The 26,370-nt window shown below is 62.8% G+C and carries 21 protein-coding genes; 11 read left to right on the top strand and 10 right to left on the bottom strand.

The window, feature by feature from the left end; genetic code table 11:
- Positions 1–14 precede the first annotated feature (14 nt).
- The 3 genes from SIN04_RS18300 to SIN04_RS18310 all read left to right on the top strand — a co-directional run bounded on the left by SIN04_RS18300 (position 15) and on the right by SIN04_RS18310 (position 2,938).
- Positions 15–1,772 (top strand): autotransporter outer membrane beta-barrel domain-containing protein, encoded by a 1,758-nt coding sequence (locus SIN04_RS18300; RefSeq protein WP_166795988.1) that lies wholly within the window; start codon positions 15–17, stop codon positions 1,770–1,772.
- Between the two features lie 66 nt (positions 1,773–1,838).
- Positions 1,839–2,336, top strand: coding sequence for a DUF2165 family protein (locus SIN04_RS18305; RefSeq protein WP_134491539.1), 498 nt, complete (start codon positions 1,839–1,841; stop codon positions 2,334–2,336).
- A 20-nt stretch (positions 2,337–2,356) separates the two neighbouring features.
- A complete protein-coding gene (locus tag SIN04_RS18310) occupies positions 2,357–2,938 on the top strand; it encodes a nucleoside deaminase (protein ID WP_244605884.1) in 582 nt (193 codons plus the stop codon).
- A 39-nt stretch (positions 2,939–2,977) separates the two neighbouring features.
- Here the strand turns inward: SIN04_RS18310 and SIN04_RS18315 are convergent, their stop codons facing one another.
- The 4 genes from SIN04_RS18315 to uvrA form a co-directional block, all read right to left on the bottom strand.
- Positions 2,978–3,718, bottom strand: a complete 741-nt coding sequence (locus SIN04_RS18315) for a pseudouridine synthase (RefSeq protein WP_134491548.1) — start codon at positions 3,716–3,718, stop codon at positions 2,978–2,980.
- A complete protein-coding gene (locus SIN04_RS18320) occupies positions 3,715–4,695 on the bottom strand; it encodes a class I SAM-dependent methyltransferase (RefSeq protein ID WP_134491555.1) in 981 nt (326 codons plus the stop codon). Before SIN04_RS18320 ends, SIN04_RS18315 begins: the two co-directional genes overlap by 4 nt.
- Entirely contained in the window at positions 4,685–4,858 is a 174-nt protein-coding gene (locus SIN04_RS18325) for a hypothetical protein (protein WP_166795989.1), read from the bottom strand. The genes SIN04_RS18320 and SIN04_RS18325 overlap by 11 nt, the downstream gene beginning before the upstream one ends.
- Positions 4,859–4,932: 74 nt before the next feature.
- Positions 4,933–7,923, bottom strand: coding sequence for an excinuclease ABC subunit UvrA (uvrA, locus tag SIN04_RS18330; RefSeq protein ID WP_244605885.1), 2,991 nt, complete (start codon positions 7,921–7,923; stop codon positions 4,933–4,935).
- Between the two features lie 255 nt (positions 7,924–8,178).
- Here uvrA and SIN04_RS18335 point away from each other — a divergent pair, with 255 nt between their 5' ends.
- The 4 genes from SIN04_RS18335 to SIN04_RS18350 all read left to right on the top strand — a co-directional run bounded on the left by SIN04_RS18335 (position 8,179) and on the right by SIN04_RS18350 (position 14,112).
- Positions 8,179–9,504: a dicarboxylate/amino acid:cation symporter gene (locus SIN04_RS18335; RefSeq protein WP_134491561.1), complete on the top strand. Its 1,326-nt coding sequence runs from the start codon at positions 8,179–8,181 to the stop codon at positions 9,502–9,504.
- Positions 9,505–9,661: 157 nt separating this feature from the next.
- Entirely contained in the window at positions 9,662–10,168 is a 507-nt protein-coding gene (gene ssb / locus SIN04_RS18340) for a single-stranded DNA-binding protein (protein WP_134491569.1), read from the top strand.
- A gap of 279 nt (positions 10,169–10,447) precedes the next feature.
- Positions 10,448–13,213, top strand: coding sequence for a DNA gyrase subunit A (gene gyrA, locus SIN04_RS18345; protein ID WP_134491577.1), 2,766 nt, complete (start codon positions 10,448–10,450; stop codon positions 13,211–13,213).
- 182 nt (positions 13,214–13,395) lie between these two features.
- Complete coding sequence (locus SIN04_RS18350; RefSeq protein WP_244605886.1) at positions 13,396–14,112, top strand: potassium channel family protein; 717 nt, start codon at positions 13,396–13,398, stop codon at positions 14,110–14,112.
- On the opposite strand, the gene hspQ is transcribed toward SIN04_RS18350, so the two are convergent.
- Positions 14,109–14,438: a heat shock protein HspQ gene (gene hspQ, locus SIN04_RS18355; RefSeq protein ID WP_134491585.1), complete on the bottom strand. Its 330-nt coding sequence runs from the start codon at positions 14,436–14,438 to the stop codon at positions 14,109–14,111. The genes SIN04_RS18350 and hspQ overlap by 4 nt on opposite strands.
- A gap of 137 nt (positions 14,439–14,575) precedes the next feature.
- On the opposite strand from hspQ, the gene SIN04_RS18360 reads away from it, so the two are divergent.
- From SIN04_RS18360 to SIN04_RS18375, 4 genes are all read left to right on the top strand, one after another.
- A complete protein-coding gene (locus SIN04_RS18360) occupies positions 14,576–16,177 on the top strand; it encodes an NAD(P)H-hydrate dehydratase (RefSeq protein WP_341264123.1) in 1,602 nt (533 codons plus the stop codon).
- A gap of 182 nt (positions 16,178–16,359) precedes the next feature.
- Complete coding sequence (locus SIN04_RS18365) at positions 16,360–17,466, top strand: OpgC family protein (protein WP_134491592.1); 1,107 nt, start codon at positions 16,360–16,362, stop codon at positions 17,464–17,466.
- Positions 17,415–18,224: an SGNH/GDSL hydrolase family protein gene (locus SIN04_RS18370; protein WP_244605887.1), complete on the top strand. Its 810-nt coding sequence runs from the start codon at positions 17,415–17,417 to the stop codon at positions 18,222–18,224. The genes SIN04_RS18365 and SIN04_RS18370 overlap by 52 nt, the downstream gene beginning before the upstream one ends.
- Positions 18,225–18,366: 142 nt before the next feature.
- Entirely contained in the window at positions 18,367–19,263 is an 897-nt protein-coding gene (locus SIN04_RS18375) for a formate/nitrite transporter family protein (protein ID WP_134491596.1), read from the top strand.
- Positions 19,264–19,354: 91 nt separating this feature from the next.
- Here the strand turns inward: SIN04_RS18375 and rsmA are convergent, their stop codons facing one another.
- The 5 genes from rsmA to lptG form a co-directional block, all read right to left on the bottom strand.
- On the bottom strand, positions 19,355–20,230 hold the full coding sequence (rsmA, locus tag SIN04_RS18380; RefSeq protein WP_134491598.1) for a 16S rRNA (adenine(1518)-N(6)/adenine(1519)-N(6))-dimethyltransferase RsmA: 876 nt from the start codon (positions 20,228–20,230) through the stop codon (positions 19,355–19,357).
- Positions 20,215–21,249: a 4-hydroxythreonine-4-phosphate dehydrogenase PdxA gene (pdxA, locus tag SIN04_RS18385; protein ID WP_134491600.1), complete on the bottom strand. Its 1,035-nt coding sequence runs from the start codon at positions 21,247–21,249 to the stop codon at positions 20,215–20,217. Before pdxA ends, rsmA begins: the two co-directional genes overlap by 16 nt.
- Positions 21,250–21,262: 13 nt before the next feature.
- A complete protein-coding gene (locus tag SIN04_RS18390) occupies positions 21,263–22,210 on the bottom strand; it encodes a hypothetical protein (RefSeq protein WP_134491602.1) in 948 nt (315 codons plus the stop codon).
- Positions 22,211–22,282: 72 nt separating this feature from the next.
- A complete protein-coding gene (locus tag SIN04_RS18395; RefSeq protein ID WP_341264124.1) occupies positions 22,283–24,931 on the bottom strand; it encodes an LPS-assembly protein LptD in 2,649 nt (882 codons plus the stop codon).
- Positions 24,931–26,016: an LPS export ABC transporter permease LptG gene (gene lptG, locus SIN04_RS18400; RefSeq protein ID WP_134491606.1), complete on the bottom strand. Its 1,086-nt coding sequence runs from the start codon at positions 26,014–26,016 to the stop codon at positions 24,931–24,933. Before lptG ends, SIN04_RS18395 begins: the two co-directional genes overlap by 1 nt.
- Positions 26,017–26,370 lie beyond the last annotated feature (354 nt).

The following is a 26,370-nucleotide window of genomic DNA, read 5'->3' on the forward strand; positions in this document are numbered from 1 at the left end:
TACAGCGTTGCTGCTTGCTTCTGTATTTCTCCATAGTCCTGACGGCCGGATTGGCGGGTTCGGCGGCCGCTCAGAGCGCGGACGGCTTGCCCGCGCCGCCCGGCCAGATCATCGTTGGGCCAGTGTTCATCCGGGGCGACGGCTCAGTGCCCTCGATCATCAACGGCGCTCAAGCCAACGCCTATCTGGGCCAAACTCACGAGCCTTTTTCCTTTCTCGATTCCGCGCCGGCCGTTGTCGTGCGGACCTCGACGCCCACACAATATGTGCGTTTCTATTCGCCCCAAGGCGCCGCGGCCACGGGCAACGCGGGCGCCAGCACTGCGCTCGGGAGCTTTCTCGCCGGCTCAAATACGGTGCGCGGGTTGACCCCGGCGCAGATCAAGGACGCTCTGGCGCTGCCCTGGCTGCCCGAGAACGTGACGATCGTGACGATTCCTGCGGGAACCTGCATCCTCGTCGGGACAGGCGGCCCGGTCCTCGGACGTTTTCCCGGCGTGCCGGGCCGGAGCGGCTATCCGGCGGGCCCCTGGGGGAAGGGCGGCCCGGCGCAGGAATATCTGATCGGCACGAGCGCGAACCCCGGATGCGAGGGCGCGCAACGCCTGCCGCCTTCCGACTATGTCAACCAGCAGCCCGTCGGCGCCTACGCCCTGGCCTATACGCCGCGTGCAGGCGGGGGCAACGCCGGCGCGGTCGCGAACGCTCTCGATCACGCGATGCTGCCGCCATTGTTCAGCGACATGGACTCGATCTACAATGCGCTGGACCTCCTGAATGTTGGCAGTCCGACGCCCCTGCGCCTGGCGTTGACGCAACTCGATGGCGAGATCTACGCCGATGCGCCATCGGTTGCGATCAACGTCGGCCAGATGTTCCTCGACGTTTTGCACGATCAGACGCATTTGGCGCGCAGCCTCACGGGCCTCAACAACGGTAGCGGGTTGCGGCCCTGGATGAGCAGCTTCGGCGGCGGCGGCGCTTTGTTTGGCGGCAATGATGTTCATGGATTGGGCTATGGCGGCGGCGGCGGCGCGGTCGGCGTGGACTATGTTTTCAATCCGTCGTTGCAGGCGGGCGTCGCGGCGGCCTATGTCCGCAGCGCCTTCAACACCAGCGGCATTTCCGGCAGCGGCAGCCTCGACAGCGTCGCCCTTGGAACTTACGCCGGCTACACGGCCGGGAATATGTATATCGATGGGGCGCTCGGCTATTCCTACAACAGCGCGGGCGCGAACCGAACTATTGCCTTTCCTGGCGTGTCGCGCGAGGCCTTCGCCAATTGGGCGGCCAGCGCCTTCCTGTCCCGGGTCGAGGCCGGTTATCATTTCGCCCTTGTTGATCGCGCGACGATCACGCCCTTCGCGTCGATGCAAGGCATTGTCGTCGGACAGGACGGCTTCGGCGAAAGCGGCGCCGGCGCGATCAGCTTGCGTGTCAACGCCGCCACCACGGCTTCCGCGCTGGGCGTTCTCGGGACGGAGTTCGCCTATGACATCCCGGTGAACTCCGTCGCCCTGAATGTCGCGGCGCGCATCGGATGGGCGCATGATTATGCCGATACCCACCGTGGCGTCGTCGCCGGCTTTCAGGGCCTGTCGGACGCGAGTTTCGCGGTCGCCGGGGTCAACGCGCCGCGAGACGCCGCAGCGGTCGGCCTCCGCGTGACGCTGCCGTGGCAGCCGGGGGATCTCTTCATCCGCTACGATGGCATCCTCGCCAGCAAAGCCTCCATCAACAGCGCAACGGCGGGTCTACGCGTGTCATTTTGAAATGTGACGTCAACTCCGGCGCGTGGCTGCCGTTTGAGCGCCCTTTATGGCTTGCAGGGGTTCTGCGTGGTTGTTCGGTTGGCTAAAATCGGCTGTGTTGGCGCCGTCGCGCTGTTCATGGCGCTTGTCGCTTTCGGCAATGTCACGGATTACTGGACGAATTTCGCCTATGTCGCGCATGTGCTCGATATGGACGGGATTCCCGGCGGCTCGATGATCGGCTGGCGCGCGCTTGCCTCGCCGGCGCTCCACCATGCGGCCTATCTTGCGATCATCGCGACGGAGATCGCCATCACTGCGCTGATGGGCGTTGGCCTGTTGTCGATGATTGGCGCCCGCAAGGCCGAGGGACCGGCGTTTGCGGGTGCAAAGAGCCCCGCGATCATAGGGCTTGCGCTCGGCTTCCTGCTGTTTGAGGGCGGCTTCATCGCCATTGGCGGCGAATGGTTCGGCATGTGGCGTTCGCCCCTTGGCGCCGAGGCGCTGCCGAGCGCCTTCCGCATCGCCATCACCATGCTCGGCGTGTTGATTTTCATCGCGATGAAGGATGAGGATCTGGGGTGAGGCCAACAAGAGGAGGCGACATGAGCGAGGATTTTTGCCGGTGCGGTCGAGGACATGAATGGGGCCTCAGCCGTCGCAAAAGCTTTTCGGCGCTGCTTGGCGCCGGCCTTGCGAGCGCTCTGTTCAGCGCGCCGCAGCACGCCTCGGCCGGAGCGACGATGAAACCGCCTCTGCCTGAAGACGAAGGCTTCATGCGCATCGCCATCGCGGAAGCCGCGAAAGGCGATTTTCCCTTTGGCGCGGCCATCGTCAGCGAGGGACAGGTGATCGCCACAGGCCGCAATCTCGGCAAAACGAATGATGATCCGACGGCGCATGCCGAGATGGTCGCGATGCGCAGCCTGATTGCCGAGCGCCGCGAGAGCGTGCTGAAGAAAGGAGCGACGCTCTATGCCTCCGGCGAGCCCTGTCCGATGTGCATGGGCGCAATTCTCTGGTGCGGGATCGGGCGGATCGTCTTCGCCGCCTCGATCGAGCAATTGTCGCAAAAGATCGGGCAGATCATGGTGACGAGCGAGCAATTGGCCAAGGCCGCGCCTTTCGCCAATATCGCGATCACAGGCGGCGTGCTGGCGGCGGAGTCGATCGCGCTGTTTGGGTGAGGAGACGATATCGCGTTGAAGCCAAACCCGGTCGTAAATTCAAATCGCTTCGCTAAACACCATAGCCGCCGCCTCCGCTACGCCCAACCCCACAAACTCCCCCGGCGCGAGACTAACAGGCAACTCCAGCCCGCCAACGCGATCGCGATGCAGCGCCACAACATGATTGCCGACCGCCGCGAACATGCGGCGGACCTGGTGATAGCGCCCTTCGGTCACGGTCACATAGGCGCTTGTCGGCGAGACAACTTCCAGCGTCGCAGGCAATAGCGGCTTCTCTTCGCCTTCCAGCATCAAACCTCCAGAGGCGAAAATCCCGGCTTCATCGCCGCGCAGGGAAGATTCGAGCGTGGCGAGATAGCGCTTTGGCACATGGTTCTTCGGCGAGATGATCTTGTGCAGCAGCGCGCCATCGTCGGTGATGAGCAACAGGCCGGACGTCTCCTTGTCGAGACGGCCGACGGTCGAAAGCGGCGGCTCACGCAGGCGATAGCGCGGCGGCAGCAGGTTGTAGACAAGCGGCCCGGCCTCCTTGTGTGAACAGGTGACGCCACAGGGCTTGTTGAGCATCAATGCCAGACCCGGCGGCGGATCGAGCTTTTCGCCATTGACGCTCATGCGCTCGGACAAATCCGGCGTCAGCGCAATGCGGAGCGAGCCATCGTCCACCACCGATCCATCCAGCCTGACGCGCCTTGCGCGGAGCAATTGTTGCGCCTGGCTGCGCGTGCCATAGCCGAGATTGGCGAGCAGCCTGTCGAGCCGCAGGGACGCGCTCATTTCTGCGCTTCGAAAATCTTGTAGGCTCCCGTCTCGACCTTCATGGCGACATGCCGGAACAAGGGTTTCAACGCGGCCTCATAGGGCAGATGCCGGTTGGCGACGAGATACAGCGCGCCGCCCTTGCGCAGCATTTTCGCCGCGCGAAGGATGAATGCTTTGCCGAGGTTTTGATCTTCCGCGCCGCCATCGTGGAAAGGCGGGTTCATGACGATAAAGTCGAGGTCTTTGAGGTCGGCGTCCTCGCGCCGGGCGTCGGCCCAGAAGAAACGCGCACGGGGATCCTGGATATTGCGGCGCGCCGCCTCGATCGCGCGGCGGTCGATGTCGATCAGCGATATTTCGGCGAGTTTCGGCGCGGCGAGCGCGGCGATGGAGAGATAGCCGACGCCGCAGCCAAGATCCGCGCCGCGGCCTGAAAGGGCGGGCAGGTTCGCGGCCAGAAGCGCGCTGCCGGGATCGATCCGGTTCCAGCTGAAGACGCCGGGCTGAGACCAGAGACCGAGCTCTTCGACGCGCTGCAAAGCGCCTTCCGCGATGGCGTCCTCGATCCCTTTCAGGACGGCCGGACGCCCGCAGACACAAACGCGATGATGACGTTTTGAGCTTTCGTCCACCACGCAGCCGAAAGCGCGCAATTCCGCGGCGATGCGCGAGCCGCCCTTGTCTTTCGGGGCCAGCGCGGTCAGCAACGCCCCTTGCCGTAGAGCACGCAATGCAAGGGCGAGCGCGCGGCGGCGCTCCACTGTGCCGGGGGGGCCTAACATGGTCATTCCGGCAAGCGTCTCCGGCGCTTGGGTCTCGAGCACTGCCGCGCCCGGAACGAGCGGCGAGAACTGGATGGCGCGGGGAGGGGCGGAGGCCAGTTCGACTGGCGGCGCGCCATAGACGCCGCATTGTTCGGATTCGGACGGGCGCTCGCTTCCCGGCCGCGGCGGCAAAACATCGCTCAAAGGCGCCGCGGCGTCACTCGCCATCGGTCTCGGGAGCGGTTTCCCCGGCGACGCCGGCGGCTTTGTCGGCGTCGGCTTTTTCTTTTTCCTTTTCCGCTTTGCGCGCGGCGGCCTTTTCCGCGGTTTTCGCGGCCTTGGCCTTTTCGCGCTCCCTGCGTTCAAAATCATAGTTCGGTTTGCGCGCCATTTTATGCTCCAAAAGAATAATTCTGCTCCAGAAGGACAAGGCCCTCTCGGTTTGCGGTGGGTGAAAACGATTCGCTATTCAGCCGCTTTTACGCTGGCGGGAGGCCGTCGCTCCAGCACTTCGCGCAAGAACTGGCCTGTATAACTCTTTTTTGTTTTGGCGATTGTCTCAGGCGTTCCTTCGGCGACGATCTCGCCGCCGCCGTCGCCGCCTTCAGGGCCAAGGTCGATCACCCAGTCGGAGGTTTTGACGACTTCGAGATTATGCTCGATGACGACAATGGTATTGCCCTGATCGACGAGTTCCTGCAGCACCTCCAGCAGCTTGGCGACGTCGTGGAAATGCAGCCCGGTGGTCGGCTCGTCGAGGATATAGAGCGTGCGCCCGGTCGAGCGCTTCGACAATTCCTTGGCGAGTTTTACGCGCTGGGCTTCACCGCCCGAGAGCGTATTGGCCTGCTGGCCGACCTTGATGTAGCCGAGCCCGACGCGCGCCAGCGTCGCCATTTTCTCGCGGATCGAGGGCACCGCCTTGAACAGATCAGCGGCCTCCTCGACCGTCATGTCGAGCACGTCGGCGATTGATTTGTTGCGGTATCTGACGTCCAGCGTCTCGCGATCATAACGCTTGCCCTTGCAGACGTCGCAGGTGACATAAACGTCGGGCAGAAAATGCATCTCGATCTTGATGACGCCGTCGCCCTGGCAGGCCTCGCAGCGCCCGCCCTTGACGTTGAAGGAAAAGCGGCCCGGCTGATAGCCGCGCGCCTTGGCTTCGGGCAGGGCGGCGAACCATTCGCGGATCGGCGTGAAGGCCCCGGTATAGGTCGCGGGGTTCGAGCGCGGCGTGCGGCCGATCGGCGATTGGTCGATGTCGATGACCTTGTCGAGATGCTCGAGGCCGTCGATCCGCTCGAAGGGCGCTGGATGCTCCGCCGCGCCGTTCAGCCGGCGCGCGGCGGCCTTATAGAGGGTGTCGATGACAAGGGTCGATTTGCCGCCGCCCGAGACGCCGGTGATGCAGGTGAAGAGCCCGAGCGGAATCGAGGCCGACACATTTTTCAGATTATTGCCGCTGGCGTGGATAATGTCGAGCTTGCGCTTCCCGTCCGGCTTGCGGCGATGGCGAAGCGGCGCGACTTCGCGAACGCCGGTGAGATATTGCCCCGTCAGGGAATGGGGATCGGCCATGATCTCCGCCGCCGTCCCCTGGGAGACGATTTCGCCGCCATGAATGCCGGCGCCCGGCCCGACGTCGACGACATGATCGGCGGCGAGGATCGCGTCCTCGTCGTGCTCGACGACGATGACGCTATTGCCGAGATCGCGCAGGCGCCGCAGCGTATCGAGCAGGCGCGCATTGTCGCGCTGATGCAGGCCGATCGAGGGCTCGTCCAGCACATAGAGCACGCCGGTGAGGCCGGAGCCGATCTGGGAGGCGAGGCGGATGCGCTGGCTCTCGCCGCCCGACAGCGTGCCGGCGGCGCGGCCTAACGTCAGATAATCGAGCCCGACGTCGATCAGGAACGACAGTCTCTCGCGGATTTCCTTCAGAATGCGGGCGGCGATCTCACGCCGCTTCGGGTCGAGCTTTTCCGCGAGCGCGTCGAACCAGGCGGCCGCCGCGCGCACCGCAAAGGAGGTGACCTCGCCAATGTGCAGCCCGTCGATCTTGACCGCCAGCGCCTCTGGCCGCAGCCGCGCGCCAAGGCAGACGCTACAGGGCGTCGCGGTCATATAGCGGCCGATTTCCTCGCGCGACCATTCGCTCTCCGTCTCGCGATAGCGCCGTTCGAGATTGCGTATGACGCCCTCGAAGGGCTTGTTCGTCTCATGCGAGCGAAAGCCGTCTTCATAGGTAAAGCGCACGCTCTCCTTGCCCGAGCCGTAAAGGATGACGTCCTGGATCTCTTTTGGGAGCGTTTCGAACCGCGCGTCGAGGCGGAATTTGAAATGGCGGGCGAGCGCCTCGAGGGTCTGCATATAGTAGGGCGAGCTCGAGCGGGCCCAGGGCGCGATGGCGCCTTTGCGCAGCGTCAGCTTCGGATCGGGGACGATCAGATCGGGATCGACGGTCTGTTCGAAGCCGAGGCCGCCGCAATGCGGGCAGGCGCCGAAGGGATTGTTGAAGGAAAACAGCCTCGGCTCGATCTCGGGGATCGTGAAGCCGGAGACCGGGCAGGCGAATTTGGCCGAAAAGGTGATGCGTTTCGGCGCGCCCTTCTCATCCTTTTCGTCGGCATATTCGGCGATGGCGATGCCGTCGGCGAGTTCGAGCGCGGTCTCGAAACTCTCCGAAAGACGCGGCGTGATGTCCGGCCGCACCGAGATCCGGTCGACCACGACGTCGATGTCGTGTTTGAACTTTTTGTCGAGCGCCGGCGCGTCGGCGATTTCGTAGAACTCGCCGTCGATTTTCAGGCGCTGAAAGCCGCGCTTCATGAAATCGGCGATTTCCTTGCGGTATTCGCCTTTGCGGCCGCGAACGACAGGCGCCAGCAGATAGAGCCTCGTGCGTTCAGGCAGAGCGATGACGCGATCGACCATCTGGCTCACGGTCTGGCTTTCGATCGGCAGACCCGTCGCAGGAGAGTAGGGAACGCCGACCCGCGCATAGAGAAGCCGCATATAATCGTAGATTTCGGTGACGGTGCCGACCGTCGAGCGCGGGTTCTTGGAGGTGGTTTTCTGCTCGATCGAGATTGCCGGAGAGAGGCCGTCGATCTGGTCGACGTCCGGCTTTTGCATCATCTCCAGGAACTGCCGCGCATAGGCCGACAGCGATTCGACGTATCGCCGCTGGCCCTCTGCATAAATCGTGTCGAACGCCAGCGATGATTTGCCCGAGCCGGAAAGCCCCGTGAAAACGACGAGCTTGTCGCGCGGGATGGTCAGATCGACGTTCTTGAGATTGTGCTCGCGCGCGCCGCGGATGACGATCGTGCGGCCGTCGAAGGCGCGCACGGCCGGCACAGACGCCGCCGCGCGCTTCGGGGCGGCCTTCGGCTCAGCTTTGGGCGAGGCCGATGCCGCCTTGGGGCCGGCGGACGGCTTGGGTTTCTTCATTGATCCGTCTGGCTTTGAGTGATCGAAGCGTCAGGACGCGGCCGCGGCTCGATTTGGCCCGCCCTCCGCATGTCTTTGCTGTCCCTAATTTAGCGAGCTTCGCGCAATTTGCCATTGCATTTTGGGCGAATCCTGAAAGCCTGCCTGCTGAAGAGCGCGCGACGCTGGTGACGGCGGCGACCCCGCGCGGGCAAAAACAAAAAAAAGAGGTCCGGCCGCGGGCCGGACCACTGACAGCTTTGGAAGCGGACTCCAATGGTCGCGATTTCGGCAAGCTCCCCCGCTGGCGCTGCGGCGAAGCCTTTCTACAAAATTCTTTATGTCCAGGTTCTGATCGGGATCGTGCTCGGCGCTCTGTTCGGATGGCTCCTGCCCGAATATGCGACCAACGCCTGGGTCAAGGCGCTCGGCGACGGCTTCGTCAAGCTGATCAAAATGCTCATCGCGCCGATCATCTTCTGCACGGTCGTCTCCGGCATCGCGCATATATCGGATGCGCGAAAAGTCGGCAGGGTCGGCGTCAAGGCTCTCGTCTATTTTGAGATTGTATCGTCTTTCGCGCTCATCTTCGGCCTCCTTGTCGGCAATCTGCTGCGGCCGGGCGCGGGCTTTACGGGACATGGCGACGCCGCCGCGGTCGCGGGCTTCGAGAAACAGGCCGGAGCGCATCACGCGGTCGATTTCGTTCTCGACATCATTCCCGACAGCGTTGTCGGCGCCTTCGCCAAGGGCGATGTGCTCCAGGTGCTGCTTTTTGCGATCCTGTTCGGATTCGCCCTGATGGCGCTCGGCCAGCGCGGAAAGACCATCCTGTCTTTAGTCGACGATCTGGCGCACGCGGTTTTCGGCGTCATCAATATCGTCATGAAGGCGGCGCCTATCGGCGCTTTCGGCGCCATGGCCTTCACCGTCGGCAAATATGGCGCGCATTCGCTCGGCAATCTTCTCGGCCTTGTCGCGACCTTCTATTTGACGTCGGCCCTGTTCATTATCCTGATCCTTGGCTCGATTGCCCGGATCGCCGGCTTCAATATTTTCAAATTCCTGAATTATATCAAATCCGAGCTTCTGATCGTGCTCGGCACGAGCTCATCGGAAAGCGCCTTGCCGGCGCTGATGGAGAAGCTTGAGCGTCTCGGCTGCTCGAAGCCGGTCGTCGGCCTCGTCGTGCCGACCGGCTATTCCTTCAATCTCGACGGCACCAATATCTATATGACATTGGCGACCCTGTTCATCGCGCAGGCGCTCGGCGTCGACCTGAGTTTCAGCCAGCAGATGACCATACTCATCGTCGCCATGCTGACATCAAAGGGCGCGAGCGGCGTCACGGGGGCGGGCTTCATTACACTGGCCGGCACGCTTGCCGTGGTCGATCCGGCGCTTGTTCCGGGTATGGCGATCGTGCTTGGCGTCGACAAATTCATGAGCGAATGCCGCGCCTTGACCAATATCATCGGCAATGGCGTTGCAACCGTCGTCATTTCATGGTCGGAAGGCGAACTTGATCGCGCCAAGCTCAAGGCCGCGCTCGACCGCAAGATCGACGTGTCCGACGTTCGCGCCGGCGTCTCGACGGGCTGAAATTTCCGCCTTCGGCGCTTGCCGCCGCGAGCGCCGGCTGCTAGAACATACATAGAACATAGGCGCGGTGGTGGACAAGCCGCGCGCGGCGCCGCTAACTGCATTGAGTGATCGGATCAGCCGAGTTTTTTGCAAGCGTTTCCAGGGAGCATAAAGAATGGCGGGGAGCGTCAATAAGGTAATTCTCGTCGGTAATCTCGGCCGCGATCCGGAAACGCGGCGGATGAATTCCGGCGACGCGGTGGTAAGTTTCAGCCTGGCGACGACGGAGTCCTGGCGCGACAAGGCGACCGGCGAGCGCAAGGATCGCACTGAGTGGCATAACATCGTGATCTTCAACGAGAATCTCGGGAAAATCGTGGAGCAGTATTGCAAAAAGGGCTCGAAAGTTTATCTCGAGGGTCAACTGCAGACGCGCGAGTATACCGATAAGGAAGGCAACCAGCGCAAGACGACGGAAGTCGTGCTGCAAAGATTTCGCGGCGAACTGACTCTGCTCGATAGCCGCGGCCGAGGTGATTCCGAGGCTGACCGCGGCGGATTTGAGGACGCGAGTTCGAGTTTCGGCCGGTCGTCGCCGATGGAGCGCGCGCCCGATCGCCGTCCCGCCGCCGCGGGCGCTGGCCGCACCGCCGACATCATCGACGACGATATTCCATTCTAGAGGATATTCCGATCAGATTGGTTCGATCCGATCGACGCGAATATGCTCAAGCTTTTGAATCTGGAGCGATTTCTGATCGATCGAATGACCCCATTCGATCGGAAAGCGGTTGGGCGTTCGGCGAATGTAGTCGCCATGAAGGCTGCCCGGCCTATCGCCGTGCGGTCGGGCCTTTGCGTGCAATCTCTGGTTTTGCTCGGTTTTCGCCGCGTAAAGCTGGCGTTTTGGCGCGTGGGCCTCTAATATTGGGCCTTGAACTCATTTTTGGACTAGCTTTCATTGGCCGATACTGACGACACCGGACCGGCTGCCCCCGGATCCGACATCAGACCCGTTTCCATCTCTGACGAGATGCGCCGCAGCTATCTCGATTATGCGATGAGCGTGATCGTCAGCCGGGCCTTGCCCGACGTGCGAGACGGTCTGAAGCCGGTGCACCGGCGCATTTTGTTCTCGATGAACGAGAACAACCACACGCCCGACCGTCCTTACGTCAAATGCGCGCGTATCGTCGGCGACGTCATGGGTAAATATCATCCGCACGGCGACTCGGCGATCTATGATGCGCTGGTGCGCATGGCGCAATCCTTTTCGATGCGTCTGCCTCTCATCGACGGCCAGGGCAATTTCGGCTCGGTCGACGGCGATCCGGCGGCGGCGATGCGCTACACCGAATCGCGCCTCGCGCGTCCGGCCATGGCGCTGCTCGAAGACATTGATTCCGATACCGTCGATTTTCAGCCGAATTACGATGGCAAGGAACATGAGCCGGTCGTGCTGCCGGCGCGCTTTCCGAACCTTCTCGTCAATGGCGCGGGCGGCATCGCCGTCGGCATGGCGACGAACATCCCGCCGCATAATCTGGGCGAGGTGATCGACGCGGTGATCGCGCTGATCGAGCAGCCCGAACTCACGATCGAAGAGTTGATCGCCTATGTGCCGGGGCCAGATTTCCCGACCGGCGGCGCCATTCTCGGCCGCGCCGGCGTCCAGTCCGCCTATCTTACCGGACGCGGATCGATCCTGACGCGGGCGAAGGTCGATGTCGAGGTTTTGCGCAAGGAGCGCGAGGCGCTGATCGTCACCGAGATCCCTTATCAGGTAAACAAGGCGACCCTGATCGAGAAGATCGCGGAACTCGTGCGCGACAAGCGCGTCGAGGGCATTTCTGATCTGCGCGACGAATCCGATCGCGACGGCATGCGCATCGTCATCGAACTGAAGCGCGACGCCGTCGCCGACGTTGTTTTGAACCAGCTCTGGCGCTTCACCGCGCTGCAGTCGAGCTTTCCGTGCAACATGATCGCCTTGAATGGCGGCCGTCCGGAAATGCTGACGCTGAAGGATTTCCTGACCGCCTTCATCGATTTCCGCGAAGAGGTCGTCACACGGCGCACAAAGCACCTGCTGGCCAAGGCGCGCGACGCCGCCCATCTCCAGGTCGGCCTCGCCATCGCGGTCGCCAATATCGATGAAGTCATTCGGCTGATCCGCACCTCGGCGGACGCCGGCGCGGCGCGCGAGGCTTTGATGGCCCGCACCTGGCCGGCGCACGATATGGCGCCGCTGATTCTGCTCATCGCCGATCCGCGCCATATCGTGTCGGAAGACGGCCATTGCCGTCTCTCGGAGGCGCAGGCGCGCGCCATTCTGGAATTGCGCCTGCAGCGGCTGACGGCGCTGGGACGCGAGGAAATCGCCGAAGCGCTGAACAAGCTCGCCGTCGAAATCGCCGACTATCTCGAAATCCTGCATTCGCGCGAGCGCCTCTTTGGCATCATCAAGGATGAGATGCTGGCGGTCAAAAGCGCGCATGCAACGCCGCGCCGCACCATCATTCTCGACAGTGCGCCCGGCGTCGAGGATGAGGATCTGATCCAGCGCGAGGATATGGTCGTCACTGTCTCGCATCTTGGCTACATCAAGCGCGTGCCGCTCGCGACCTATCGCGCGCAAAGACGCGGCGGCAAAGGCCGCGCCGCCATGCAGACGAAGGACGAGGATTTCGTCGCAAGGCTGTTCGTCGGCTCGACCCATACGCCGGTGCTTTTCTTTTCGTCGCGCGGACAGGTCTATAAGGAAAAAATCTGGCGGCTGCCTTTATCGGCTCCACAGGCGCGCGGCAAGGCGCTCGTCAACATCCTGCCGCTCGAGCAGCGCGAACGCATTACGACCATCATGCCTTTGCCGGAAGACGAGGCTGCCTGGGCGACGCTCGACGTCGTATTCGCAACGACCCGCGGCACGGTGAGACGCAACAAGCTGTCCGATTTCGCGCAGGTCAATCGCGCCGGCAAGATCGCCATGCGGCTCGATGAGGGCGAGGAAATCGTCGACGTGCAGATCTGCTCGGAAGACGCCGACGTGCTCCTCACCACCGCGAAAGGCCAGTGCATCCGCTTCCCGGTCACCGACGTCAGGGTGTTCAAGGGGCGTGATTCGATGGGCGTGCGCGGCATCTTGCTGGGTGAGGGCGACCGCGTGATATCGCTGGCGATTTTACGCCATATCGAGGCGGACAGCGGCGAGCGCATCGCTTATCTCAAAATGCGGCGCGCCGTCGCCGGCGAGGCCACGATCGAGGGCAATGGGGAGGCTGCGGCGGAGGAAGCCGGCGCCGAGGAGGCGCCTGCCTTGAGCCTTAGCCCCGAGCGCTATGCCCGGATGTCCGCCGACGAGCAGATCATTCTGACGCTGTCCTCCAATGGTTTCGGCAAGCGCACCTCGTCTTATGAGTACCGGATCACCGGGCGCGGCGGCAAAGGCATCGTCGCCATGGCGGTCAACCAGCGCAATGGCCAGCTCATCGCCTCAATGCCGGTCGAAGACGGCGACGAGATCATGCTGGTCACTAACGGCGGCCAGTTGATCCGTTGTCCTGTCGACGGCATCCGCGTCGCGGGGCGCGGCACGCAAGGCGTCATCGTCTTCAACACCGGCGCAGACGAACAGGTCGTGTCGGTCGAGCGGATCAGTGAGGAAGACGCCGCCCGGACCGAGGCGGATGAAGAACCGCCGGCGGCGCAGCCGGGCGACGACGCTTAGCGCCGGACGGCTTTGAATGGAATCGCGCCGCGATTCCATTCAAAGTTTCTCATTAAGAGGCTAATGCAAGCTGCAGCTTTTCGGCGTCATGCTCTAGCCTCGGATGATCGCGCCGCGCTGTTTCGACGCCAGAACGCCTGAAGGCGGCGGCTGTTATAAGACTGATGCTGGCGGAGCGGCCGATGGCGATGATCAAAAGGGTCGCGGTAACCCGCTTCCGCGCCAAGCGGGACGAATTGCGCGACCCGCTTCTTTCCGTGCTCACCCTTTTGCTGATCCTGTTCCTTTTCGTGATCGTGCCGCTCCATGCCGCGGGAACGATCTCGGCCGAGGGTTACGGCTTCATCATCGTCCTTTTGCTCGCCAGCTGCGTGCTCATGCAGTCGACAAGATGGGTCGTGCTGGTGGTTCTGTTCAGCGGCGTCGCGCTCGCGGCCGCCGCCGTGGTCCTTCGTTCCCGATCCCCCTCGGCCGTCGACATCCTTCTTGAAGCGATCGCGTGGGTGATCATCGACATCGCGCTGATTTTCGTCATCGCCGGAGCGGTGTTTGCTCCCGGCCGCGTCACCTATCATCGCGTCAATGGCGCGGTGCTGCTTTATCTGACCATGGGCATGACTTTTGTCGGGCTCTACACGCTTGTCGGCCTGTGGTCTCCGAACGCGTTTTCCGGCCTCGTCGTCTATCACGAAAGGGGGATGGCGAGCAGCGTCATCTATTTCAGTTTTGTCACGCTGACCTCCGTCGGGTACGGCGACATCGCGCCGGTTCACCCGATGGCGCGCGCGCTCGCAAATCTCGAAGGGATTATCGGGCAGCTTTTTCCCGCGACCTTGCTCGCCCGCCTGGTGACGCTCGAACTGCAGGACCGCCACGATCGCCTCAAGGGCAAGGATTAGTTCCGGCGCGCGGTCCTGATCTGATAGGCTCCGTCCTGCGCGCGCACGAAGATTTCATCGACCTGCGGATGACGGATGGGATCGCCGGACGTGTCGGGCAATAAATTCTGCTCCGAGACATAGGCGATATATTCTGTTTCGGCGTTTTCCGCGAAGAGATGATAGAAGGGTTGGTCCTTGCGCGGACGAACCTCTTCGGGAATGGACTGCCACCATTCGTCGGTATTGGAAAAGACCGGGTCGACGTCGTAGATGATGCCCCGGAAAGGATACTTCCGGTGCCTCACCACCTGACCAATGCCAAACTTTGCGATAAGAGGCTTCATGACGTCTCGTCCGCACTCAAAATCGCCGCCGGACGCAGTCAAACCAGCGTCAGGACGAACTTTCCGGACATTATTCGGGTATCTTTCACTTGCGTCAATGTCAACTTGGCTGGCGCCGATCCCTGGAAGCGTTCCCTATGACTTCTCATCGTCTGCCGCCTGAACTTTTGAGCAATTCGGAAATGGCGGAGGCCGACCGGCTGACCATCGCCTCGGGAGTCCCCGGCTATGCGCTGATGGAGAACGCCGGGGCCGCGGTCGCCCTGGAGGCGAGCTGGCTCGCGCCGCGTCACGGACGCATCGTGGTCCTTTGCGGACCGGGCAATAATGGCGGAGACGGCTTTGTCGCCGCCCGGCTTTTGAAGGCGCGGGACTTTTCCGTCACGCTCGGATTGCTTGTCAGCATCGACGCGTTGCGCGGCGACGCCGCAGCCGCCGCCAGAGCCTGGAATGGCGAAATCACCGCCATCGAGGCGCTGGACCTCGACGCAGCGGATCTTGTCATCGACGCTTTGTTCGGGGCGGGCCTCGCCCGCGACCTTGACGGGCCGGCGCGGGCGGCCGTGGATCGCCTCAACGCCTTCTCGCGCGAGCGAAAAAAGCCGGTGCTCGCGGTTGACGTTCCCTCCGGCATTGACGGAACGAGCGGGCAGGTCCGGGGCGTCGCGGTGTGGGCCTCGAAAACCATCACTTTTTTTCGTCGCAAGCCGGGTCATCTGCTGCTGCCGGGGCGGCTGCATTGCAATGAGACGATCGTCGCCGACATCGGGATCACATCGGCGGTGCTTGATGTCGTGAGGCCGGCGACGCAGGCCAACGAGCCGGAGGTCTGGGGCGGCCTCTACCCGGTTCCCCGCATCGACGGCCACAAATACGCGCGCGGCCACGCCCTTGTTCTGTCCGGCGGCCTCGCCCACACCGGCGCGGCGCGGCTTGCGGCTCGCGGCGCCTTGCGCGCGGGGGCCGGCCTCGTGACCATCGCGACGCCGAAGGAGGCGCTCGGCGCCCATGCGGCGGCGCTGACCGCGATCATGACGGCGGTCTGCGACGGTCCGGAGGAGCTCGCGGCGATCCTCGAGGACGGGCGCAAGAACGCCCTCGTTCTGGGGCCAGGGCTTGGCGTTGGCGCGGCGACCCGCGCCCTGACGCTTAGCGCGCTGGCGCCGGCATCGCGCGCCAAAATTCTCGACGCCGATGCGCTGTCGAGCTTCAAGGGCGACGCCTTTTCCCTGGCGCAGGCGATCAGGGGCTCGGGCGGCCCCGTCGTTTTGACGCCGCATGATGGCGAATTCGCCCGGCTTTTCGGCGATCTTTCCGCCGATGACGAGCGCCGCTGGCTGAAGTCCGACGCGGACCCTGAAACGCTGCAAAAGCGGCTCAACGGCCTGAGGTCTGTCTCGAAACTTGAGCGCGCGCGGGCGGCCGCCGCCCTCGCCGGCGCCATTGTGCTGCTCAAGGGCCCCGACACGGTGGTGGCGCATCCCGACGGGCGGGCAATGATCGACGATACGTCGCCGCCCTGGCTCGCAACGGCGGGGTCGGGCGATGTTCTTGCCGGAATGATCGCGGGCCTCTGCGCGCAATCCATGCCGCCTTTCGAGGCCGCCTCGGCCGCGGTCTGGCTGCATGGAGCGGGCGCACGCCATTTTGGTCCTGGGCTCGTGGCTGAGGATATACCCGAGAGCCTGCCGGCGGTCCTTCGGGCCCTGTTCCAGAGCTTCGGCTTGACCTTTCCTTGAGGCGCGGCGCGGAGTCGGGCTTCGCGCGGTCTCTACTTTGCCTGACTTTGCTCCAACAGTTGGCGCGGAAGTTGCGGACGTTCGAAGCAACAACCGGTCGTTAGAATGCCGACGCGGCTTTCGATGTCCAAATGAGGATGTCGGCTGTCGCGAGAAACGGCGGGACGTATGTCGGAAGACTCATGCGCGCACCTAATGAAATCGATTTCTGGCGCGGCTTTGCTCTTCTGACGATCTTCGTCAACCATGTTCCTGGCCTCTATTTCGAGCGCTTCACCTATCGCAATGTGTCGCTGTCGGATTCCGCGGAACTCTTCGTGTTCCTCGCCGGCTGGGCGATGCGCAAGCTGATCGACGGCCCCGTCGCCTCGCTATCGGCGGGCGCTCTCGTGTTCCGGCTCGAAAGCCGCGCCTTGCATGTCTATGTCGCCCAGACCGTCATCACCGAGATCGCGATCGCCCTTCTCGCAGCTTCGGCGCTGCTTTTCGACGCCCCGTTTCTTCTCGACTGGCACAACGCCTCGGCCGTCTTCAATGATCCCGTCCGGGCGCATGTGGGGCTTGTCCTGCTCACCCATCAGCTTGGCTATTTCAACATTCTGCCGCTCTATGTCGTCCTGATGTTCGCCGCCCCCTTGATCGCGCTGACGCATCGCTTCGCGCCGCGGCTTCTGCTCCCGATCTCCTTTACGATCTACGCTTTCGCCTTGATAACGGGCGTCAATTTGCCCACCTGGCCGGTCGAGGGTACATGGTTCTTCAATCCGCTCTGCTGGCAGCTGATCTATTGTCTTGGCTTCGCGCTGGGCGGCGAGGACGGCCTTGGCGCTTTCGCCCGGCGCCATCGGCGCGTCCTCTGGTTCGTGGCGCTGCCGATCATTCTCGTCGGCGCAGTTGTCGCCTTGATGAATTTCTCGCCCAATCCGATTGCGGCCCCGTCGCCAAAGCTCGTGTTCATGTTCGACAAGACATTTCTGTCGCCGGCGCGGCTCATCCATAGTCTCGCGCTCACAGCTTTTTTCGCAGGCTCTTTCGTAACCATCCGGCAGGCGCTGCCCCTCCTTGCGAAATATTTATCCATGCTTGGGCGTAATTCGCTGAACGTCTTTTGCGCGGCGTCTTTGCTCAGCCTCATTTGCCAGATCTTCCGCTTTGTATACGGTGGACATATTGCAACAGATGCGCTGATCGTTATTCTCGGCGTATCGGTTATGGGCGTGGTTGCATGGGCTTCGGAATGGCGCGGAAGACTATCGGCGAATCCGCCCAAAAGGGTGCCCTCGCCCTAGCGTTCTGCGTCTGCGCCGCGCTTCCTTTGCGCGCCGAGGAGGCGCCGGCTCCCGTCGCCGCGCCGCCGCTCAGCCCCTCATGCGAGGTGCCGGCGGTCGATATCGCGACGCCCGCGTCGCTTCCCAATTTCGCGGCGGCGCTGCAAAAGCATCAAGCCGTGCATATTCTGGCGATTGGCTCGTCGTCGACGGTCGGCATAGGATCCTCCGGCTCGAACAAATCCTATCCGTCACTGCTCGAGGCTATCCTTGAACATGCGCTAAAAGGCGTCGATATCATCGTCGTAAACCGCGGCTTGCCCGGCGAGGTGGCGGAAAGCACATCTGAACGCATCAGGAACGAGGTCGCGTTGAGCAAGCCTGATCTGGTGCTGTGGCAGCTTGGGACCAATGACGCTCTCGCACGGGTTTCGCCTGCGGATTTCGAGGCGACCGTTCAATCCACCATTGAATGGCTGAAGGAAAATCAGGTCGACGTTGTGCTCGTCGGCCTCCAATATGCGCCCCGTCTCGCCCGCGATTCCAATTACGCGGCGATCCGCGACGCGCTGAAAAACATCGCAGCCAAGGAAAATGTCCTCTACATCAGCCGCTACGACGCCATGCGGTTCATCGCCAAGACGCGCGCCAATCTGCAGCTGATGTCGCGCGACAATTTCCACCTGAACGATCTTGGCTATCAATGCATGGCCGAGCATGTGGCCCATGCCGTCATCATCAGCCTGTTCATGAAAAGAGTGCGGCCTCTGGCGAACTGACCGGGCTCGCACGCGCACGCCGCGGCGCAGGCAAAGCTGGCTGGAACCGGAACAGCCCGCGCCGTGTTTCAATCCGTCGGCGGCGACTGCGGCGAGCCGGCAGGCCAAGCCCGCTTTTTAACCATCAACGCGCCAGACTTTCATGAGCGGGCAACCGAAAGGCTCCGATTTGACCAGCGATGAGCGCAACAGCCTCAGCCCGGCCTCCCAGCTGGAGGATCTTTCGGGCGCGGAAAAGGCGTCGGTCGCCGAGCAAAGCCACCCGAACGCCGCTCTTATCCATGAAACGATCCGCGCCGAAGGCGAAGCCGAACTTAATCGCACCAAGACCGCGCTGGTGCTGTCGGCCTTCGCGGCCGGGCTCTCGATGGGCTTCTCCCTCGTGGTGCAGGGCGTGCTGCAGTCGAGCCTTCCCGATGCGCCGTGGCGGCCTTTGATCAGCTCCTTTGGCTATACGACGGGATTCTTGATCGTCGTGCTGGGGCGTCAGCAATTGTTCACCGAGAATACGCTGACGCCGATCCTGCCGCTGCTTCATAACCGGGACAGGAAAACGCTGATCAAGGTGGCGCGGCTCTGGTCGCTCGTGCTGGCGGCGAATATCGCGGCGACATGGATTTTCGCAGCCGCCCTCGCGCATTTCTCAATTTTCGACGCCGGCGTTCAGAAGGCTTTTGTCGAGATCAGCGTCCACGCGGTGCGGGGCTCTTTTGGAGCCGTCGTTCTGAAGTCGGTCTTCGCCGGCTGGCTGATCGCATTGATGGTCTGGATTCTCCCGGCCGTCGGCTCGGCGCGGCCGTTTATCATCATCATCATCACCTATGTCGTGGCCATTGCGGGCTTCTCTCATCTGATCGCCGGGTCGGTCGACGCCTTCTATGCGGTCGAAGCTGGCAAGGCGTCCTTTGCCGACTATGCCTTGCGCTTCTTTCTGCCGACGCTGCTCGGCAATGTGATCGGCGGCGTCGCCCTCGTCGCCGGCCTGAATTATGGTCAGGTCGCGCCTCAGCTTGCCGATCCGATCCTTCCCAGAACATGATGCCGAAAAGCTGCGGAGTCGTTGGACCCAACCGAGCGCTGAAACGAAAGCTTGAAGAGCGGGAGCCGATTTTCGCTGGAGCGCGGCGCGCTCAGAGAGGCTGGACCGCCGTTCGCTGATCCCGCAAAGCCCGCGCAAGAGCGGCAAAGCCTTCAACGCCAATTTCTTCGGCGCGCGCGGTCGGCTCGATCCCGGCCGCGGCGAGAAGCGTTGCGATGTCGCGCACCGGCAAGGATTTCAGCGATTGCCGCAACATTTTCCGGCGCTGCCCGAAAGCGGCCCGCGTCACCGCCGAAAGCAGCCTCGCTTCGCAGGGAAGCGGCGCGGCGCGAGGGCGTAACTCGACGACGCTGGAGGTGACTTTCGGCGGCGGCGTGAAGGCGGAGGGCGACACATCAAACAGGATGCGGGTCTCACAGCGCCAATTGCACAGGACGGCAAGACGTCCATAGGCCGCGCGCTGGGATGGGGATGCGACGATGCGTTCGGCGACCTCGCGTTGAAACATCAAGGTCAGCCGGTCGAACCAGGGCGGCCAGACTTCGGCCTCGACCCAGCGCGTCAGCAAGGCCGTGGCGATATTGTAAGGCAGGTTGGCGCAAATCCGCGCCGGGCGCGCTTCGCCGACAAGAGCGCCAAGATCAATATCGAGCGCGTCGCCGGCGATGACGTCGAGACGGCCCGGATAGCGGGCCGCGATTTCGGCGAGCGCCGCGAGGCAGCGCTCGTCGCGTTCGATGGCGACGACTTTTCTCGCTCCCTCGGCCAGCAGCGCGCGGGTCAAGCCGCCGGGGCCAGGTCCGATCTCGACGATGAGCGCGCGCTCGAGCGGCCCTGCCGCGCGCGCGATGCGGGACGTGAGATTGAGGTCGAAAAGGAAATTCTGTCCGAGCGCTTTCTTTGCGTCGAGCCCATGCGCGGCGACGATCTCTCGCAGCGGGGGGAGATCGTCTAGCGGGCCGGGCATTCGTTCGCCAATCGCCCGGCCAACCGCAGAGCCTCGATGAGGCTCGAGGGATCGGCGACGCCCTGGCCGGCGATGGCGAAGGCCGTGCCGTGATCGGGCGAGGTCCGAATGAAGGGCAGGCCAAGGGTCACATTGACGGCGTGAGCGAAGGCGATGGTCTTGATCGGGATCAGAGCCTGATCGTGATACATCGCAATAACGACGTCATAGGTCTTTCGGGCTTTGGCGTCGAACAGCGTGTCGGCTGGATGCGGACCCGAGACGTCGATCCCTGCGGCTTTCAGTTGTGCAAGCGCTGGAGCGATGACGTCGATCTCCTCGCGCCCCATCGCGCCTCCCTCGCCTGCGTGCGGATTGAGGCCCGTGAAGGCGAGGCGGGGATGCGCGAGGCCAAAACGCTGGCGGAAATCATGCGCCACGATGCGCCCGGTCTCGACCAGAAGGTCCGTTGTCAGGCGGGCGGGGACGTCTTTCAGCGCAATATGGATCGTCGCGGGAACGACGGCGAGTTCGGGCGACCACAACAGCATGACAGGGCGTACGCTGGACTGATACAGCCGCTCGGCCAGAGCGCCGAGGAATTCGGTGTGCCCGGGATGCGGAAATCCGGCGCGATAAAGAACCTCTTTGGCGATCGGGTTGGTGACGATCGCGGCGGCCGCGCCCGCTTTGACAAGGTTCACGCAGGTCTCGATGGAGGCGATGGTTCCGGCGGCGTCCTCGGCGTGGGGCGAGCCGGGCTTGCCCTTGACCGTCAGCTTCGAGTCGAGCACCGGCAAGGCCCGTCGGAACAGGGCGGCCGCGTCCGTCGCGGCGCCGATCGGCTCGATCGGAACGGCAAGGCGCAGCCGCTGCGCCAGCGCCGCGAGATGATCCGGCTCGGCGGCGATCAGGAACGCTGGCGCCTCCGGATCCTGATGCAGCGCGGCCCAGGCCTTGAGGGCGAGCTCGGGACCGATGCCGGATGGATCGCCGCGGGTCAGCGCGAGAAGGGTCTTTCCATGCGGCTCGCCGGTCATCAAGGCTGTTCTCTCAAGGAGACGCTTTCACGACGACGGCTCTTGCGCGCAATTCCTTCAGGCGTCGCGCGGAGTCCTCGGCGATATGGGCGGCGAGCAGCCTCTGCGCGATGGCCTGGCGCACGGCGGTGTCGTCCTTGGCGGGGCCTTTGCTGCAAACGGCGACCATCTCGAATCCGTTGGCCGAACGCTGAGGCGGCGTTAAGTGGCCGACCGGCGTTTTGTCGAGCAATTGCTTGAGCGAGTCATTGATCTCGTGGGAAGTTCGCGTCAGAGGATCGCGCACGGTCACGTCGTTGATTGCGCGGGCGATGGGAACGCCCGTGGCGCAATCGGAAAAGCGCGCGCGCAGCTGTTCGACCTCATGCGCGCGGGCGCTGACGGCGGCGGGAGTTGCTGTCGTCGGCAGCGCGAAGATGATCTGCTGCACGGTATAGGCGGTGCCGGCGGCGGCCTTGCCACCTGCCTTTGCGAGTTCCTCACGAACCTGCGTTTCGCTCGCCTCGACGCCCTTGTTCAGCGCCTGCACGAGAATGCCAAAGGCGAGATTGGCGCGAAAATACGCCTGAAAATGATCTTGCGAAACGCCCGCGCGCTGAAGCTCAGCTATCAGCGCCTCGGGCTGCACTTTCATTTCCTGGGCAACCCTGACGATCTCCTGCGGAAGATCGGAAACCTTTGGATTGACGCCGTATTTTTCCGCCTCGTGGATTTCCAGGCGCTCGGTGAAAAGGCTTTCGATCGCCGCTTCGCGCGTCGCTGGCTTGCGCAGCACGCGCAGCAGCTTCATGCGCTGATCAATGTCGATATTGGTGATGGGATCGCCATTGATGCTCGACACGATCGTTTGAGCGTGAACCGGGCGGGCGGCGAGGAGCGATCCACCGGCCAGCGCCGCCATCAGGAGACAGGTTCTGAAAAGAGCGCCGGCGCAGGGGCCGGCCTTACGCACATCATTCATTCTCCGCATCAAGCCCGATTCCCATTTTTTGCAGCGGCGTCGCCGCGCGTCGGCGAACCGGCGCGGTGGCGGTCAGTATTTCACGCCGTCAAGCGCGGCGGTGTTGTTGAAGCTTTCACTGAGTTTGGTGCCGCCAAGGGTCCGCAATTGCAGTTGTAACAGGACTGTCTGGTTACGAATAAGAGCGCCATTGCCATTGTCCTGATAAATCGAAGAATAATTCACCGAGAAAGTAGTGCAATCATCGTTATAGCCGGCGCCCATGCCAAACGCGGCGATGGCGAAAGGACCGGGGCTCGTATAGCCGATGAGAGCAGCAGGATAGAACTGACGGCTCATGTCAAAGGTAATGTTTCCCTGAGCGAAATAGTTGTCGCTGATCTTATAGCGCGAATTCAGGGAAAGACCCTCCCGGCGCACATAATATCCGATCACCGGCTGGGCCTGGTAATTTGCATATTGGATTCCCCCTGTCCAGGCGCCGAGGTTATAGTTGCCGACAAGGTCGATGCGCCTTGGCTCGAAGGTGTTGACGTCGAAGCGGCTTTTGGCGGTGAATGAGAACGCGGAGTTGGGGGCGATCGAAAGCGCGCCGACGTAGTCGGAAGCCCTCGTGTCGAGACCCGAGCTCAGCCCGACATTGGCGGCGTCCGCCGTCGCATAGGAATTGGTGCCGGCGACCTGATAGGATTGGCCGCCGATGACGTTGATGTAGCCGCCGTCTTTGAAGTTCAGCGTGAACTGGCCTCCGTAATTGGCTCTCATGCCGGTCTCAAAGCGGTCGTAGCCCGAATATTTATTCCAATCAAACAAAGTCGACTCGTCGAAGACGAGGCTTTGCGCGTCGAGATTGACGTTGGAAAAAGCGCCGATCGGATTGTTCGGGCGCATGATGATCTGCGCGATCGGCTCGACAGTGACCGAGCCAAAGCCAAGTTTTGCGAAGAATGGATAGCGATATTCAAGCCCGACGCCGGGCACGAACGCGCCGTAGAAGCTCACGTCCCGGTTGCCGAGGAAGTTCAGCTGAGACGAATTGCTGAACGTCGAGGAGCCGAAACTCGACGAAAACGTATAGGAATTCGTGGTGTTGAGATCGAGCCACTCGCCGTTGACGTGCGCGAAGGCGAAGGGCGTCCAGACCTCGCCGATCGGGTCGATCAGCTTGCGCTTCCAGGAAATATCCACCGTCGTCCGCGTATATTCGCCGCCGACGCCGCGCAGAAGACATTTGCCGGCGACGGTGCCCGGCACATAATTGGTGCAGACGTTATACATTTGATAGGCGTTGTCGAGCACCTGCGTGCCGACGGACTGATAGCTCGCGGCGGCGGCGGAAAGGCTCGTCAGGTTGAAGTCGGCCTCAACCTCGCCGCCGATCCCCCAGGAATTTGCTGGATCGATGTCTATCGTTTTGTTGTAATCCCAGACCGGGTGGGCGAGCGGCTGCTGCGGCTGGAAGTCGTGCGTCGACAGACCTTCGAAATAATAGCCGCGCAGGTCGAAATAGCCGCGATTGCTCTGGCCGGTCAGATAGACCGTCGAGGTCGTCTCGGCGATATAATTGGACGAAAGGGTCTGGCTCGGGACGTTGTAATCATTCAGGAACCATTTATCCGACAGCAGCGTGAACGCCCAGCCGAATTTCCATTGATCGGCGATGGCGAGTTCGCCCGCGCTCTCGAACGATCCGCGCAGCGTCTGGTTGCCGGCGCCCCACGGGGACGTCGGGAAAAAGCTCGGGTTCATCTGCGAGATGCCGTTCGCCCTGATGTAATATTGGCCGATGTCGAAGCGCTGGCGCCATTCTCCGCTGGCGAGGAAGCCCTGCTTTGACAGGGCGGTCGGCGTGAACGTCAAATCATAGTCGGGCGCGAGCGCCCAAAAGATTGGAATGCCGACGCCATAGCCGAGCGTCGACCTGTCGATGAGATGCGGCGACAGAATGCCGGATTTGCGCGTGACCGTGGGATCGGGCGCCGAAAAGAACGGCACATAGGCGAGCGGAACGCCGAGGAACTCAAGCGAAGCGTCCTCATAATAGATCATCTGCTCGTCGTTCTTGTGGACGATGCGCTTGGCGCGCACCCGCCACAGCGGCGGCTTGTCGGGGCTGCCTGTGCAGGCGGCGCAGGCAGTGTAGGTGCCTTTGTTGAAGACCGTAGTGTCGCCCTCGATGCGCTCGGCGTGCGGCGCGCTGAAAAAGGTCTTGTCCGAGGTGTCGGCGCGCAGGCTTTCGATGAATCCGTCGCGGAAATCATCGGTCAGGTCGAATTGATCGCCGTGCAGGATGCTGCCGTCGGTTTCGGTGAGCTTGGCGTGACCTTCGGCTAAGACGCGGCCGGTCTTGCGGTCATAGGTGACGCGGTCGGCTTCGAGAACGCGACCCTTATAATAGACGCGCGCATCGCCGACGGCGGCAACCGTATTCTTCACCGTATCGTAGCGAAGTTCGTTCGCCTCGACGAACATCTTGTCGGGCGGCTGGCCGGCCGGCGGCTGCGGCGGCCGCTCCGTCGCCGCGATGGCGGCGGGGGCGCTGACGGCGGCGAGGCAAAGGAGGGCGAGGCAAAGGAGGGCGGCGAGCCAGGCTCGCGCCGAGGAACGCTGGGGCGGCGCTGAAGCAGGGGCGTGGAAAATCCGGCCCCGGACAGGGCCAAACAAGCCGCGAAGACCAGATACGCAAGCCCGCGCGCCATTGGGGCAAAAACGCCGCCCCATCAACCATCCTCCTGATTCAGCAACGCGAGCGCGCCGAGCATGCTGGCGACGATGGCGGGAGACCACGCAGCAACAGGCGCGCTGAGCAATCCGGCTCCGCCGAGGTCGCCGACAAGCTTAGTCGCCACATAAAGCACGAAGCCCGTCGCCACGCCACCGCCAACCATCTTGCCGATTCCACCAAAACGGAAAAATCTTAAAGAAAAGGCCGCGGCGATCAAAACCATCGCTACGAACAGCAGAGGCCGCGCCAGAAGCGACTGAAATTGCAGTTTAAAGCCTGTCGAGTCGAGGCCCGCCCTGTCGGTCTCCCGGCGCATCGCCTGCAGGTCCCAAAATGGCACGGAGTCCGGCGCCACCGGCCCCTTCGCCACTTGCTCTGGCGTCAGATTGGTGGCGAGGAGATAGGCGCTGACTTCTTGTATTTCTTCTCCCGGCATGAAAATGCGCGCATTTTCGAGCCGCCAGACCCCCGGCTGGAGCTCTCCGCGCCTGGCTTCCACCTCGGCCTCGAACTTGCCACGCCGATCATAGACATAGGCCGTCACGGAGGCGATATGCGAGCCGTCGCGGGAAGCCGACTTGGCCTTGATGATCGCTTCACCGTCGACCCCTTTTTGCCGGAGCCAAATTCCTGATTCGGGGTCCGCTTGGGTCACGCGGCCGAAGATCTGCGTCTCGATTCGGTCGGCGCGCTGCTTCATCATGGCCGAGACCGGATTGAACAGCGTGACGGAGCCAACGCCGATGATGATGGCGATCGCCACGGGCGGGACGAGAAAGCCCCAAACCGAAACGCCGACGGCGCGCGCGACGAGGAGCTCCAGCTTGCGCGTCAGGTCGAGAAACGCCGCCATGGCGCCGCACAGGACGCAGAACGGCATCAACTGTTCCGAGGCGGAAGGCGCGCGCAACAAGGACAGAACCGCGACCGAGCGCGTCGAAGCGCCCACCATGTCATTGGTGCGGCGTAGCATTTCCACGAAATCAACGACAAAGATCATGCCGCAGACGGTCAGAAACACCGCCATGATCAGGGTCAGAAAACGGGCTGAAAAATAGCGGCCGAGGGTCCAACCAATCATCGCGCCGCGAATCCGTCCGCGCGCGCAACAACAGGGCATGCCGCGCCCAGGCGGCGGCAATCGCCGGGCGCGGGGCCGATGGGGTTGGCAGCGTCAACGGTGATGCTCGACATTTTGAAACTCAAACCCGTACCGCCCCGCGCCCAATTTGCTACAATGCAGCCGCCGCCGCCAGTCATCTCGCCCCTGTTGGAGCTGTTGCGCTGCGATATTTCCCATCCCGTGACCTTCGCATCACAGATCGCCCTCGCCGGCGAACCGTCGAGGAAGACACGACCGCGCCTCTTGGCGCAAACGCGGGCTTTTGCCCTTTTGCTTTGGAGCCAGCCTGACTAAAGTCGAAGCTCACGGCAA

It is taken from the genome of Methylocella tundrae, from assembly GCF_038024855.1.
GTDB lineage: Bacteria > Pseudomonadota > Alphaproteobacteria > Rhizobiales > Beijerinckiaceae > Methylocapsa > Methylocapsa tundrae.